At 39.4% G+C, this 14,573-nt stretch carries 12 protein-coding genes; 4 read left to right on the top strand and 8 right to left on the bottom strand.

Translation table 11 applies throughout. The annotated features are described in order from the left end of the window. Positions 1-277: 277 nt before the first annotated feature. From prmA to rsmD, 6 genes are all read right to left on the bottom strand, one after another. Positions 278-1,159 carry a 50S ribosomal protein L11 methyltransferase gene (gene prmA / locus FFU37_RS13570; RefSeq protein WP_138489711.1) on the bottom strand — a complete coding sequence of 294 codons (882 nt, stop codon included), beginning with the start codon at positions 1,157-1,159 and terminating at the stop codon, positions 278-280. A 67-nt stretch (positions 1,160-1,226) separates the two neighbouring features. Next, positions 1,227-3,077, bottom strand: a complete 1,851-nt coding sequence (rpoD, locus tag FFU37_RS13565) for an RNA polymerase sigma factor RpoD (RefSeq protein ID WP_002957800.1) — start codon at positions 3,075-3,077, stop codon at positions 1,227-1,229. 390 nt (positions 3,078-3,467) lie between these two features. Next, positions 3,468-5,219, bottom strand: a complete 1,752-nt coding sequence (gene dnaG, locus FFU37_RS13555) for a DNA primase (RefSeq protein ID WP_138489710.1) — start codon at positions 5,217-5,219, stop codon at positions 3,468-3,470. 244 nt (positions 5,220-5,463) lie between these two features. Continuing rightward, on the bottom strand, positions 5,464-5,910 hold the full coding sequence (locus FFU37_RS13550) for a GatB/YqeY domain-containing protein (RefSeq protein ID WP_007376027.1): 447 nt from the start codon (positions 5,908-5,910) through the stop codon (positions 5,464-5,466). A gap of 19 nt (positions 5,911-5,929) precedes the next feature. Then, positions 5,930-6,145, bottom strand: coding sequence for a 30S ribosomal protein S21 (gene rpsU, locus FFU37_RS13545; RefSeq protein ID WP_002957797.1), 216 nt, complete (start codon positions 6,143-6,145; stop codon positions 5,930-5,932). A gap of 145 nt (positions 6,146-6,290) precedes the next feature. Further along, positions 6,291-6,896 carry a 16S rRNA (guanine(966)-N(2))-methyltransferase RsmD gene (gene rsmD, locus FFU37_RS13540; RefSeq protein WP_138489709.1) on the bottom strand — a complete coding sequence of 202 codons (606 nt, stop codon included), beginning with the start codon at positions 6,894-6,896 and terminating at the stop codon, positions 6,291-6,293. 207 nt (positions 6,897-7,103) lie between these two features. Between rsmD and ftsY the strand changes: the two genes are divergently transcribed. The 4 genes from ftsY to rpoH all read left to right on the top strand — a co-directional run bounded on the left by ftsY (position 7,104) and on the right by rpoH (position 12,141). Continuing rightward, on the top strand, positions 7,104-9,215 hold the full coding sequence (ftsY, locus tag FFU37_RS13535; protein ID WP_138489708.1) for a signal recognition particle-docking protein FtsY: 2,112 nt from the start codon (positions 7,104-7,106) through the stop codon (positions 9,213-9,215). An 87-nt stretch (positions 9,216-9,302) separates the two neighbouring features. Further along, positions 9,303-9,980: a cell division ATP-binding protein FtsE gene (gene ftsE / locus FFU37_RS13530; protein ID WP_002957793.1), complete on the top strand. Its 678-nt coding sequence runs from the start codon at positions 9,303-9,305 to the stop codon at positions 9,978-9,980. Then, complete coding sequence (gene ftsX, locus FFU37_RS13525) at positions 9,977-10,963, top strand: permease-like cell division protein FtsX (protein ID WP_002957792.1); 987 nt, start codon at positions 9,977-9,979, stop codon at positions 10,961-10,963. Before ftsE ends, ftsX begins: the two co-directional genes overlap by 4 nt. A 314-nt stretch (positions 10,964-11,277) precedes the next feature. Further along, on the top strand, positions 11,278-12,141 hold the full coding sequence (gene rpoH, locus FFU37_RS13520; RefSeq protein ID WP_002957791.1) for an RNA polymerase sigma factor RpoH: 864 nt from the start codon (positions 11,278-11,280) through the stop codon (positions 12,139-12,141). A 340-nt stretch (positions 12,142-12,481) separates the two neighbouring features. Here rpoH and FFU37_RS13515 read toward each other — a convergent pair whose 3' ends face one another. Both FFU37_RS13515 and FFU37_RS13510 read right to left on the bottom strand, forming a co-directional pair. After that, complete coding sequence (locus FFU37_RS13515) at positions 12,482-13,243, bottom strand: divergent polysaccharide deacetylase family protein (protein WP_138489707.1); 762 nt, start codon at positions 13,241-13,243, stop codon at positions 12,482-12,484. A gap of 50 nt (positions 13,244-13,293) precedes the next feature. After that, on the bottom strand, positions 13,294-14,559 hold the full coding sequence (locus tag FFU37_RS13510; protein ID WP_138489706.1) for a S41 family peptidase: 1,266 nt from the start codon (positions 14,557-14,559) through the stop codon (positions 13,294-13,296). Positions 14,560-14,573 lie beyond the last annotated feature (14 nt).

The following is a 14,573-nucleotide window of genomic DNA, read 5'->3' as shown; positions in this document are numbered from 1 at the left end:
TCAATAGGCCTCTTTTCAAGGGGCGCTAAGTTTACGGTTTTTTTCACAAAAATCAAAGGCTATAAATTGAACAAAAGTAACTTTTTTTTGCCCTTTTCGTATTGACATTTGATAACCACATGACAAGTAGGTTGATTTGTTTGAAATTCATACAGATTTTATTTTTTACAAGATAACTAGAAAGTTTTTGGATATGTAAAAAAATAGTAAAGCCTGTTAAATACAGGCTTTACATGCATGTTTTGAGTTAATGCTCTAGATTTGATTGTTCGATTTATTACGCTTTTTTACTGCCACTTACTCGAGTCCAATCACCTTCAACGGCAATGTCATCTAGTTCAATAAACGGTGCATAAATGTCAGCAACCGATTGCGCTTGTTCTTCTAAAATACCTGACATGGCAATTTTACCACCTGGCTTTAATAACCCTAAAATCACACTATGTAATTCGCGAAGTGGCTGGGCTAAAATATTTGCCACTACTATATCTGCACTAAACTCAGGTTGGTTTTCTGGAAGGTATACTTCGAGTTTGTCTGCAACACCATTTCGGTTCGCGTTATCAAGGCTTGCTTCAAGCGCTTGAGGGTCAATATCTATCCCAATCATACGCTCTGCACCTAGTTTTATAGCTGCAATACCTAAAATGCCTGAACCACAACCAAAATCAACAACCGTTTTACCCGTCAGATCTTGGCTTTCTAACCATTTAAGGCACAAGGCCGTTGTTGCATGTGTGCCCGTGCCAAAAGCAAGGCCAGGGTCTAGCAATACATTTACAGCATCAGGGTCAGGAATATCGCGCCAGCTTGGGCAAATCCATAGTTTTTCGCCAAATTGAATAGGGTGGAAGTTATCCATCCATTCACGTTCCCAGTCTTTATCTTCAAGTTGCTCGATTTTGTATACTAAATTGTCTTTTAGCTCATCATGGCGCTTTAATAACGCAACGACTGCGTTCATATCATGATTAGCTTCGAACAAGCCAATAACCGTGGTATCAGCCCAGAACACAACGGTGCCAATTTTAGGCTCGTAGATAGGGGTGTCTTTTGCGTCAATAAAGGTTACTGAAGCGCTACCCGCTTCCATTAATAGATCGCTTACGGCATCAGCTGTTGCAGCATTGGCATTAATACGAATTTGGATCCAAGCCATGGTTATTTCCTTCAAATAGAAAAAAGGCCGCTATAGCGGCCTTTTTAGTTTATATAGTAGCGCTAAATTATTTAGCGTCTAAAAAGCTTTTCAGTAAATCTGAGCGAGAAGGGTGGCGTAATTTACGCAGCGCTTTCGCTTCTATTTGACGAATACGTTCACGTGTTACGTCAAACTGTTTACCTACTTCTTCTAAGGTGTGGTCGGTATTCATATCAATACCAAAACGCATACGTAGTACTTTAGCTTCACGAGCTGTTAAGCCTGCAAGTACATCGTTAGTTGCGCCACGAAGAGATTCCATTGTTGCCGAATCGATTGGCGAATCAATAGTTGTATCTTCGATAAAGTCACCTAAGTGAGAATCTTCATCATCACCGATTGGTGTTTCCATTGAAATCGGCTCTTTAGCAATCTTAAGTACCTTACGGATTTTATCCTCAGGCATCATCATGCGTTCTGCTAATTCTTCTGGATTTGGCTCACGACCCATTTCTTGTAACATTTGACGAGAGATACGGTTAAGTTTATTAATCGTTTCAATCATATGTACAGGGATACGGATTGTTCTTGCTTGGTCAGCAATAGAGCGTGTGATTGCTTGACGTATCCACCACGTAGCATAAGTAGAGAACTTATAACCACGGCGATATTCAAACTTATCAACCGCTTTCATCAGACCAATGTTACCTTCTTGGATCAAATCTAAGAATTGTAAGCCACGGTTTGTGTATTTTTTAGCAATTGAGATTACAAGACGTAAGTTAGCTTCAACCATTTCTTTTTTCGCACGGCGTGCTTTCGCTTCACCTATGCTCATTCGACGGTTGATGTCTTTAATACGCTCAATGCTTAAACCTGTTGTTTGTTCAATAACAGATAATTTATTAATGCTACGAATGATTTCTGGCTTAACTTCTTCAAGTTTAGCTGAATACTTTTCGTTACCTGAAATTTCTAAATCAACCCAAGAAGCGTCAGTTTCGTTATTAGCAAAATGCTTAACGAATGTTTTCTTTGGTAATTTAGCAATTTGAACAGCTTGCTTCATGATTAGGCGTTCTTGAACACGAACTCGATCCATCATTTCACGCATGTTATTTACCATGCGGTCAAACTGTTTAGGTATTAATTTAAATGTTCTGAAAAGCTCACCAATTTCAAAAATGGCTGCTTGTGATTCAGGATGCGAACGACCTTTAGCTTCAAACGTATCACGTGCTTTATTATATAAATCACGTAAATTTTCAAAATGAATACGAGCTTCTTCAGGATCTGGCCCTGTGTCTATCTCTTCTTCATCTTCATCATCGCTATCAGCATCATCTTTGTCATCTTTATCGTCGTCCTCAAGTTGCTTAGCACTTAATTCTGAACCGATGTTAGTTGCTGAAATTGGCGCTGTATCTTCATTAGGATCGATAAAGCCAACGATAATATCGCTTAAACGCATTTCTTCAGCTTCAAACTTATCCCACTGCTCTAGTAGGTAAGTGATTGCTTCAGGGTACTCTGCAACAGAAATCTGTACTTGATTAATGCCTTCTTCAATACGTTTAGCGATTACAATTTCGCCTTCACGTGTAAGAAGTTCAACAGTACCCATTTCGCGCATGTACATGCGAACAGGATCCGTTGTACGGCCGATTTCTTTTTCTACAGTCGCAAGGGCTGCAGCGGCAGCTTCAGCTGCGTCTTCGTCTGTCGTTGTTTCTTGCATCATTAATTCATCAGCATCAGGCGCGTTTTCGCTAACCTTGATACCCATGTCATTAATCATGCTTATGATATCTTCTACTTGATCTGAGTCTATAATGTCTTGTGGAAGGTGATCATTTACTTCTGCAAAAGTTAAGTAGCCTTGCTCTTTACCTTTCTGAATCAGAAGTTTTAATTGTGACTGAGGAGTTGGATCCATAGAGATTGTTTCTTCCACTCTGATAAGTTGATACAACAGGCGCCATCATGTAGTTTGCATTAAAGCTAACTAGAATAATGTGACGCAGTGAATAGCACAGTATAACAGTTTAAATCAATTTTGACTAGGGTCTGTTGGCCTTTCAGGATTAAAGTTTGTTCTATCCAAGGGTGGTTTAATCGCGGCGCGAGGTTTGTAACCTAGTGGGCTAAGTAAAAACCGAGCAACAAAGAGTAAACCTCCCTTGGGTCGAACCCAAAGGGCAGCGAGTGTTTGGCATTTATGCTGCGTTATCGCCTATTTATGTGGAATAACCACACTACATAGGCTATGTCTTGTCTAAATACCAAACACACTGCTGTAAACTTAACCTCGAAAGATAAACAGACCCTAACTGTTAGTCGCTTTTAACGCTGTCATTAACAAATGACACTCAAGCCTTTCATCGCTACTAAGGCCTTGTGTCTTGTCCTTTATTAATAGGGTCTCGAGTCGATAATTTAAACACTGATCTTCAATAAACTTGAAAGTATTTTTAAAAACCGTCTCTAAACGTTCTTCATTTATCTCATGTTGCCACGTTGCAAGCTTGATTAATGGCTCGTAATCTTCAGTTCCTCGAAAAAACTCGAGCAGTTGCGCTGTGGTCACATTTTCTTTTTCTAAAGCTTGTTCTTGTAATCGTAATAACAGCCCTATGCCAGCAATGTTCATTTGTGCAAGCTCAGGTAAATACGGCACACTTTTAGCTAAATTAGGGTGCTGGATCAATATACCGATAGCTTGGCGCATAGGTGTTATTTTAAATTTACGTTCAATAGAGTGTTGTTGTTTAGGCGTTTTTAAACGGCTATTCAACTGCTCACGCGTTCTGCCAATTAAGCGTCCTAATTGTTCAAGAATGTTTTCTTGGTAAAACTCACTTGGAATTTTTTCAATTAGTGGAAGTGCTGCACTAAGAAGTTTAGCTTTTCCTGAATCGAGTGTTAAATCAACTTCTTGGCTTAATTTATTAAACAATACTTTAGTGAAGTCATCAGCTTCACTTAAACGTTGTTCGAATTGCTCTTTACCTTCTTTTTGTACAAGCGAGTCAGGGTCTTCGCCATCTGGTAAAAATGCGAATTGTAGTGCTTTACCATCGTTTAAATAAGGGAGTGCATTTTCAAGTGCCCGCCAAGCAGCATCACGGCCAGCCCTGTCGCCATCGTAACAACAGATTACTTTGTCAGTAGTTCTAAATAAAGTGTGCATGTGCTCACTTGTTGTTGCTGTCCCCAGTGATGCAACTGCATATTCAATCCCTTGTTCAGCTAAGGCAACAACATCCATATAACCTTCAACAATCATTACATGATCAAGTTTTTTATGCGCTTGCTTTGCTTCGTAAAGCCCATAAAGCTCAAAGCCTTTATGGAAAATTCGGGTTTCTGGCGAGTTTAGATATTTTGGCCCTTGGTCGGCTTGCATTACACGCCCACCAAATGCAATAACGCGTCCGCGTTTATCGCGAATAGGGAACATTAGGCGATCGCGAAAAAAATCAAATTGTCTGCCTGGTGTTTTTTCTGAAGCTAGCTTTAGCTCAACCAATTGCTCTTTTTGTTCTTTATTACGACCAAGCTGTAGGCATAGCCCATCCCATTCACTGGGAGCGTAGCCAATCATAAATTTTTTAACAGTTTCACCGCTTAAACCACGGCCTTTAACATACTCAATAACAGCAGCAGAATTACTATGGTGTTTTAATTGGTGCTGATAAAAGCGAGCAGTATGAAGCATTAAGTCGTAATCGGAGCGCTTTTGCGCAGCCGTACGCTCTGGTGCTGAATTTGCGCCTTGTTCTCGAGGTACTTCTAAATTAAGCATGCTGGCTATTTCTTCAATAGCATCTACAAACTCTAGCTTTTCGTACTCCATTACAAACGAAATAGCATTACCATTAGCGCCACACCCAAAGCAGTGATAAAACTGTTTGTCTTGCGATACAGTAAATGAGGGAGATTTTTCGTTATGAAATGGGCAGCAAGCTTGATAATCCTTACCTGCTTTTTTTAGACCTACTTTTGAGTCTATCAGGTCGACAATATCGGTTCTGGCAAGTAAATCGTCTATAAAGTTACGTGGGATCTTTCCGGCCATTAGTAAAATACAGTCCTGAAATAATAAGAAGAAGAACGAATATGAAATTTACTTTTTTATACTTGCTTGATGCAAAATATAGTGTGCTTTAACTTACCAAAATGACAGCGAAATAAATAGGGAAGCTATAAAAAATTTCATTTTAAAGTAACCTAATCGGTGTACTTTTTATTAAAGTTAAAAACAAAGAAACCGAGCGCTAGGCTCGGTTTACTTCAATCATACTTTAATGTATGTGGGAGTATTAGGCAGTTAATCTTTGCTTAATTAAACCAGAAATCTTACCCATATCGGCTCGACCTTCAGCTTTGCTTTTGATTATACCCATTACTTTACCCATGTCTTGCATACCTGCTGCATTAGTATCAGCAATAGCCGCGTCAATGAGAGCAATTATTTCTTCTTCACTCAATTGTTGAGGTAAAAAAGTTTCAAGCGCTACTATTTCATTGGCTTCAATATCAGCTAAATCATCACGCCCAGCATCTTTGTACTGAGTGTAAGAGTCACGACGTTGTTTAACAAGCTTCACTATAACGGAGGTAATACCTGCGTCGTCTAGCGTTATTTGCTCGTCAATTTCACGTTGCTTGATTGCAGCAAGTACCATACGAATAGGGTTAAGACGTTGTTTGTCTTTAGCTCTCATCGCATCTTTTTGCGCATCTTTTAGCGTTATTAAAAGGCTCATTTATACAAGACCTAATATATTAGTATAATTTAACGCGACGAGCGTTATCACGAGAAAGTTTTTTCATGTGACGTTTAACTGCAGCAGCTTTTTTACGCTTACGCTCAGCTGTTGGTTTTTCATAGTGCTCGCGACGACGAACTTCTGAAAGGATTCCTGCTTTTTCACATGAACGCTTGAAGCGACGAAGTGCTACGTCAAACGGTTCGTTCTCTCTTACTTTAATTACTGGCATTAAAAATTCACCTACCTAAATTATGAGCGTTGCTCAAGTTGATCAAACATTGATCAAGTGGTTCAAAAATGGTGCGGTATTGTAATCCGAAGCAACACCACATGTAAAGGACAATATTAACAGAAACGCATTACGTTAAACAGTATTAATTTGCTTGGCGCTGGTACAGTTGGCAAAGTACTTGTCCCGCCTTTTTTTCTTTAATTAACAACCAGTTGGCTGGTATTTCTAAGGCGGCTAGCTCTGCCTCTACTTCAACATAAATTAAAGCGTCGTTGCTTAACCATTGGTTTTTTTCTAATAAATTGCAGGTTGTTTGCGCTAAATCTTTACGAAATGGTGGGTCAACAAATACAAGATTAAAAGCTTCGTTTGTGTTTTTTTGCTCTAAAAAGGAGAGCGAATTGGTATGTTTAACGTATGCGTTGTCGAGCTTTAAAGTGCTAATATTTTGTTCTAATTGCTTAGCAGCTAATGAGTCGAGCTCGATAAATGTAGCGCTTTTAGCAAATCGAGACAGTGCTTCAAATCCCAATCCACCAGAACCTGCAAAACAATCAAGTACATTTGCGTCACGCGTATCTTGCATTAGCCAATTAAATACAGTTTCTTTAATTCGATCGGTAGTAGGTCTCAAGCCTTCTACGTTTTTAACAGGGAGTTTACGGCCTCGAAATTGACCACTAATCACTCTAATAAAGCCATCATTGGGCTTGTTAGCAGCTTTATTTTGCGTTGTTTTTTTTCTCATTTAGCTCACTAAAAAATGGTATATGGTATCTAGCTCAGATAATATTATGGGTGATTACGTGTAGCTTCATTTTTCAACCGCATTAAAAGTGTTACTATTGAACACTTACGTTTTGAATGGTTGTATTTATTAGCAACTATTGCTGGGCATTGCCAAGCTATTTCAAATTTTAGTTTATCAGATTTTTATAAGTGGTTATTAGCAAGTATGACAAAAAAAAGTAAATTCATGTCGTGGCTCGGTTTTGGCAAGTCAGATAAAAAAGAAGCAGAGCAAAAAGCAGCAGCTGATAAACAACAAGTATTAGCGCAAGAAGAGGCGCAGAAGCTAGAGCAAGAAAAACTAGCGCAGCAAGCTGAAGCTGATCGTTTAAAAGCTGAGGCTGAAACAGAGCGCTTAGAGCAAGAGCGTATCGCTGCTGAAAAAATTGAAGCAACACGTTTAGAGCAAGAAAAACTAGCGCAGGAGCAAGCTGAAGCTGAACGGTTAAAAGCAGAGGCTGAAACAGAGCGTTTAGAACAAGAACGCCAGCGTGCTGAAAACGCGGAAAAGATTGCCATTGAGCAGGCCAATGCTGAATTGCTTGCAAAACAGCAAGCAGATGCCGAGGCGCAAAGACAAGAACATGCGAAACGTTTAGCCGATCAAGAAAAAGAGATGCGCTTAGAGCAAGAACGATTAGCGGCAGAAAAAGTAGAGGCTGAGCGACTAGAGCAAATACGCCTTGAAAAACAAGATGAGGCAATCAAAGCCGAAAAGCTTGCAATAGAGCAAGCGAATGCTGAGTTATTAGCAAAAGAACAAGCGGATGCTGAAGCTCAAAGGCAAGAGCAAGCGAAGCGCTTAGCAGAACAAGAAGCGCAGATGCTTTTAGAGCAAGAACGCATTGCGGCTGAAAAAGCAGAAAGCGAGCGTTTAGAGCAAGTACGTATTGCAGCTGAAAAAGCAGAGCATGAACGTTTAGAGCAAGAACGCCTTGCAGCTGAAAAAGCAGAGAATGAGCGTTTAGAGCAAGAACGCCTTGCAGCTGAAAAAGCAGAGAGTGAGCGTTTAGAGCAAGAACGCCTTGCTGCTGAAAAAGCAGAGAATGAACGCTTAGAGCAAGAACGCCTTGCAGCTGAAAAAGCAGAGAATGAACGTTTAGAGCAAGAACGCCTTGTAGCTGAAAAAGCAGAAAATGAGCGTTTAGAGCAAGAGCGCCTTGCTGCTGAAAAAGCAGAGAATGAACGTTTAGAGCAAGAACGCATTGCGGCTGAAAAAGCAGAAAATGAGCGCTTAGAGCAAGTACGTATTGCAGCTGAAGAAGCAGAAAATGAGCGCTTAGAACAAGAACGTATTGCAGCTGAACTTGCAATTGAAGAAGCTAAAAAAGCCGAAAAGCCAAAAAAAGAAGGGTTTTTCTCTCGTCTTAAAAAAGGCTTGTTAAAGACTCGCGTTAATATAGGTTCTGGTTTTGCGTCTATTTTTAGTGGAAAAAAAATAGACGACGAATTATTTGAAGATCTTGAAACTCAATTACTCACCGCCGATTTAGGCGTTGATACCACCATGAAGTTGATTGATCGTTTAACTGATGCAGCGAACCGTAAACAGTTAAAAGATGGTGATGCGCTTTATGAATTAATGAAACAAGAAATGGCTGCGATGCTTAAAACGGCAGAACAGCCTTTAGTCATAAGCGAAGATAAAAAGCCGTTTGTTATTTTAATGGTAGGCGTAAATGGTGTTGGTAAAACAACGACTATTGGTAAAATGGCTAAGCAATTTCAAAACGAAGGTAAGTCGGTTATGCTGGCTGCTGGTGATACGTTTAGAGCGGCAGCTGTTGAGCAGCTTCAGGTTTGGGGTGAACGTAACAGCATTCCCGTTATTGCACAGCATACAGGTGCAGATAGTGCATCAGTTGTGTTTGATGCATTTCAAGCGGCTAAAGCACGTAATATAGACGTGTTAATTGCTGATACAGCTGGACGCTTGCAAAATAAAGATAATTTAATGCAAGAGCTTGAAAAGATAGCTCGTGTAATGAAAAAGATTGATCCTGATGCGCCGCATGAAGTGATGTTAACTATCGATGCAGGCACAGGGCAAAATGCAATTAGCCAAGTAAACTTGTTTAATCAATGTGTTGGTTTAACTGGTATTACGCTTTCAAAACTTGATGGAACTGCAAAGGGTGGTGTTATTTTTGCGGTTGCAGATAAGTTTAATATTCCAATTCGTTACATTGGTGTTGGTGAAGGTATTGATGATTTACGCGCTTTTAAAAGCGATGACTTTATTGATGCGTTATTTAGCCAAGATGAGGACGACGTTTAATTTACCAAAAAAGGGAGCTAGCTCCCTTTTTAATTGCGAGGAATACTAATTTCATTAATGTGTTAATGGAGTTGGCATAATAAAAAGATGATAAATTTTCAGCAAGTAAGTAAGACCTATCCTGGAGGGCACCGCGCCCTCGAAAAAGTTAATTTTCATATTAAACCGGGTGAACTTGCCTTTTTAACTGGCCACAGTGGTGCGGGTAAAAGTACGTTGCTTAAGTTAATTAGCTTAATGGAACGTCCTTCAGCAGGTAGTGTATTTATCAACGGTGTTGATTTAAACAAAGTAAACTCGCGTCAAATTCCTTATGCTCGTCGTGATATAGGTATTATTTTTCAAAATCATAGGTTATTAGAGCGCTATACTATTTTTGATAACGTGGCATTACCTCTCATTATTGAGGGGACTCACCATAAGCAAATAGCTAAACGGGTCCATGGCGCGCTTGACAAGGTAGGTCTAATTGACAAGGTGAAATGTCATCCTTCAATGCTCTCTGGAGGCGAACAACAACGTGTTGGTATTGCCAGAGCTATTGTAAACTCCCCACCAATTTTACTAGCTGATGAACCAACAGGTAATCTTGACCCAGAGCTTTCAATGGAAATACTCAAGTTGTTTGAAGACTTTAATAAACACGGTACCACTGTTCTTATCGCAACGCATGATTTGGGTTTGGTTGCACGTATGAAGTATCGTAGCTTAACCTTAAAAGATGGCCGTATGCTTCAAGACCCGCTTGCTGAGGGGGCACTATGAGTTTACTTTTTAAAGGTCGCCAAAATAGTAACGACAAGCAAAAAAAATCAGTATTAGCTGGCGGTTACTTTTTTATTATTAATATTTTTCGCCAAGGTGTGCATAGCTTAGGTGAAATGTGGCGCACGCCGCTTGCGTCTATGATGACTATCGCTGTACTTGGTTTGAGCCTAACGTTACCTGCAACACTTTACTTAGTCGTTAAAAACGTACAGCAAGTGAGTAGTGGCTTTGAAGAGGCGAGTGAAATATCGTTGTTCGTTAAAGAAAGTATGAACGAGCAAGAAACGCAAACATTAGTAAAGCGTTTAGCACTTTACCCAGAAGTGGAAAGTGTTGAGTTTATTTCAAAACAACAGGCATTAACTGAATTTAAAGATGTATCTGGCTTTGGGCAAGCTTTGGAGTATTTAGATAAAAATCCATTACCGGATGTGGTACTCGTTACTCCAACAAAACGTCACAGACACCCAAATGCCGCTAAAGTACTGCTAACTAAATTAGAAAGTGAACGTGAAGTTGATTTTGGTAAGCTCGATATAGCCTGGTTAGAGCGTTTAAATGCATTACTAGATTTACTCAAAGAAAGTGTAATAACCATTGCATTATTACTACTTACCTCAGTGACACTTATTATTGGTAACACCATTCGTTTGTCGATCATGGATAAAAAAGAAGAAATACAAGTAATGAAGCTAGTAGGCGCAACGAACACCTTTATACATGCCCCATTTTTGTGGACCGGTATTTGGTATGGTGTAATAGGTGGTTTGTTTGCCTTTATATGCGTAGGACTGATGATGTGGTGGCTTTCAAGCGCTGTGAGCAGTGTGGCGGGGGTGTATCAAACAAGCTTTTCGTTAATAGGATTATCGCTTAATGAACTCGGCTTTTTAGTGTTACTTGCAACAAGCTTAGGATTTGTAGGCTCGTACCTTTCTGTAAATCGATATATTAAAGAAATAGAACCCGATAAAGTATAAAAACCCCTGCAAACTATAAGTGAACCAACCCAGCTTGATATGCGTATCGTATCGGACTGGGTTGTACCTCCCGTTATTAAAACTGTCATATTTGTGTACTATCCTCCCATAAAGTAATGAGTTGTAAATAAGGTGATGCGGTTAGGTTAATTGGCTGCAATCCCTCAATTCATCACTTATTCAGTCGCTTGTAGTAGACTAAACACATACTAAAAACTGCTTGATTTATACTTTTAAAAAGTTTTAAATTGGGGTTAGCACTCTTAGAGAAAGAGTGCTAAGATAGTTTCAAATGTTTATCACCGAGGTGAAAAATGAGTAAAGATTTATACGCAATGGCACTTACAGTCGGACAACAAAGCGCAAGCATGGACGGTTACCTTCAAGCGGTAAGCACTATTCCTATGCTTAAAGTTGAACAAGAGCAAGAACTTGCTAAAAGACTTCAGGAAGAAGGCGATCTTAGTGCTGCCAAGCAACTCATTATGTCGCATTTACGCTTTGTAGCACATATTGCTAAAAGCTACTCGGGATACGGCTTACCACAAGCTGACCTTATTCAAGAAGGTAATATAGGCCTGATGAAAGCGGTTAAACGTTTTGACCCTACAGTGGGTGTACGTTTAGTGTCGTTTGCAGTGCATTGGATTAAAGCCGAAATTCACGAGTTTGTTCTTAAAAACTGGCGCATAGTTAAAGTTGCAACCACTAAAGCGCAACGTAAATTGTTTTTTAATCTTCGTAAAAACAAAAAGCGTTTAGGCTGGTTCAACCAAGCTGAGGTTAGCACTGTTGCTAGCGAGTTAGGTGTGAGTGAAAAAGAAGTACGTGAAATGGAATCGCGCATGAGCGGCCAAGACATGGGCTTTGACTTAACTGGTGACGATAACGACGATGCACCAACAAGTACATACTCTCCAGTACAGTATTTAACAGATGGCGCAGCAGACTTAGCTGACGACGTTGAACAAGAGCAGTGGAAAGAGCAAGCGCATACTCGTTTATTTAGCGCACTTAAAACACTAGATGAGCGTTCGCAAGATATTGTTAGCGCACGTTGGTTGTCTGATGATAAAGCGACGCTTCAGGAGCTTGCACAAAAGTACAGTGTATCTGCTGAGCGTGTTCGTCAGCTTGAAAAAACAGCGATGAAAAAGTTACAAAGCGCTATGAGCTAATATTGCTCAAGCAGCAAATTTAAAAAGCCCTGCATGAAAATGCGGGGCTTTTTGCTTTTCAGTAAGCTGGTTTAGCAAAGCGAAATTTATGTAAAGTACCCTATCAAGTAATACCGATACTCTGCATTATTAAATGATTATACCAATCCGCAATAATACTTAATCATCTTGCGGGGCTAAACGTGTCGCTACCTGCGTTAAAAAATTCTCATTTAGAACAACTGAATAGCGAATTTTTTGCCTAGCTATCAACACGTTTTTCCGCCCTCAAAATAGACCACTTAATTAAGCGAATTGGTATTAGTTTATTATTCGGATATAGCATTATTTAAAGCTTATATCACCGAGCACTCACTCCTTTTTCCTCAGCATGCGCTAACTGAATGTACTTACGTTCAACTAATTGCGAAACCGGTACGAGTTCAAAACCTTGCTTAGTTAGCTCTGGTAAGGCATGGCGTAAAAATTCGATGGTTTCAGGGTAGGGATGAGCAATTGCAATGGCAAAGCTATGGGAAATGGCTAATTGTTTTAACTCTTCAAGCCTTAGCTGCAGCTGTTCTGGTGTAGTTATGTTGTCTAAAAACACTTGGCGACTAATATTAGCAACACCCAAAAAGTTAGCGGCATTTTGTGCCTGACTCAAATCGGTTGTGCGACTATCTAAAAAATATAAATGACGCTTTTTAAGTACTTCCATTGTCCACTTCATAGCTTGGCTTTTTTGCGTAAGCGCTGAGCCCATGTGGTTATTAACGCCTTTAACTTGCGGTAAACTAGCGAGAGCGGTTCCAAGAGTTTGCTGAAGCTGCTCTTTATTCATATTTAAAGTAAGCGCACCAGGCCCTAGTTCTTTACCGTTAAGTGCCTGCATAGGTACATGAAGCAATAACTCTTTATTTGATTGACTGGCAAGTGTTGCAAAAATTTGCGAATAAGGGGTATGGGGCAAAATTGAATACGACAATTGCCCAGGTAAGGAAAGGAACTCTAAGTCCCGTTGATGATAGCCTATATCGTCTATCACTATTGCTATTTGCTTGGCGCTAATTGTTGCAGAGCTAAAACAAATAGCTAATGTTAGCCATTTTATTATTTTCACGTTTATAGTTTTTATTATCTTTTTAGCTTTATTTATACAGCTTATACAAGCTATTGCATGCTGAGTAATTGTTTGGCTTTAACCAACTGTAAATCGGTTAGATTACCAGTAAGTAATTGCGCATTATTGTTAGTGTGTTCATTTTTTATTATAACGGCTTTATTACTTTGTGAAAGGTTTGTTTGATTAACCGCCACATCTGGGGTTATTCCTATTCCATCAATCGATTTACCTAACGGTGTGAAGTATTTCGCTGTGGTGAGCTTTAATGCGGTATTGCCATCACCGAGTGGAATGAGTGATTGTACAGAGCCTTTCCCAAAAGATTGGCTGCCAACAATGGTTGCTCGTTTATTATCTTTAAGTGCTGCTGCAAGTATTTCGGCTGCAGAGGCTGAATTTTCGTTTATAAGCACAACTATGGGCGCATTTTTTAGAATATCTCCACGCTTTGCGTAAAATGCTTGGTTGGCATCGTAAAAACGTCCTTTAGTCGTCACTATAGTCCCACTTTGTAAAAATAGGTCTGATACAGCCACTGCGCTTTTTAATGTCCCCCCTGGGTTATCACGTAAATCAATTACTAAGCCTTTAAGTGGGTATCCAAAATGGCTTTGCAGGGCGGCAACTTGTAGTGCAACTTCATGTAATGTGTGGTTAGAAAAGTTATTGATAGCTATGTAGCCAGTTCCAAAATCTAAAAGTTCGCTTGTTACACTTTCGAGGTTTATTTGGCGACGTGTAACATGAAAAGTGAGTGGGTTTTTATTGTTATCGCGATTTACAATTATATCTATATTCGAAAATTCACTGTCTCTTATTAGTGTTGCTACTTCGTCGATAGTACGGTTTTGGGCTGCGTTGTTGTTTACACTTACAATAATATCGCCTGGTAAAATACCTGCCGCTTTTGCGGGCGAATTATTAACCACGTTAACAATAGTCATATTCTCGTCTATGTTTTTAACTTCTATACCAATACCTGTGTAACGACCATTTGTGTTATCAAATAATGAGGCTAATTCATACTCATTTAAGTACTTAGAATAGGAGTCGAGTTTTGAATATAAACGCTCAAACTGCTGGTTGTTATATTTAATATGGTGGCTATTTTGTAAGGTGAGATCTTCAACGTAATAGGTATGAATGTTAAAGAGTATTTCGTCTATTTGTTGTCTTTTAAGATCTTTAATTGAGCTTGCTAGTGCATTACTAGTAAAGGTAATTAGGGTTAGTAATACAAGCAAGTACAGACTTATATAAAAGTCTGCACTTTTTTTATTAACGGTATTTATTGTGTGTTTTTTAGTTGTCATCAGCTGCTCCAGGG

The organism is Pseudoalteromonas distincta, from assembly GCF_005877035.1.
GTDB classification, from domain to species: Bacteria; Pseudomonadota; Gammaproteobacteria; order Enterobacterales; family Alteromonadaceae; genus Pseudoalteromonas; species Pseudoalteromonas distincta.
Note: the sequence above shows the minus strand (reverse complement) of the source record. Positions and strands in the feature narration are given on the sequence as shown.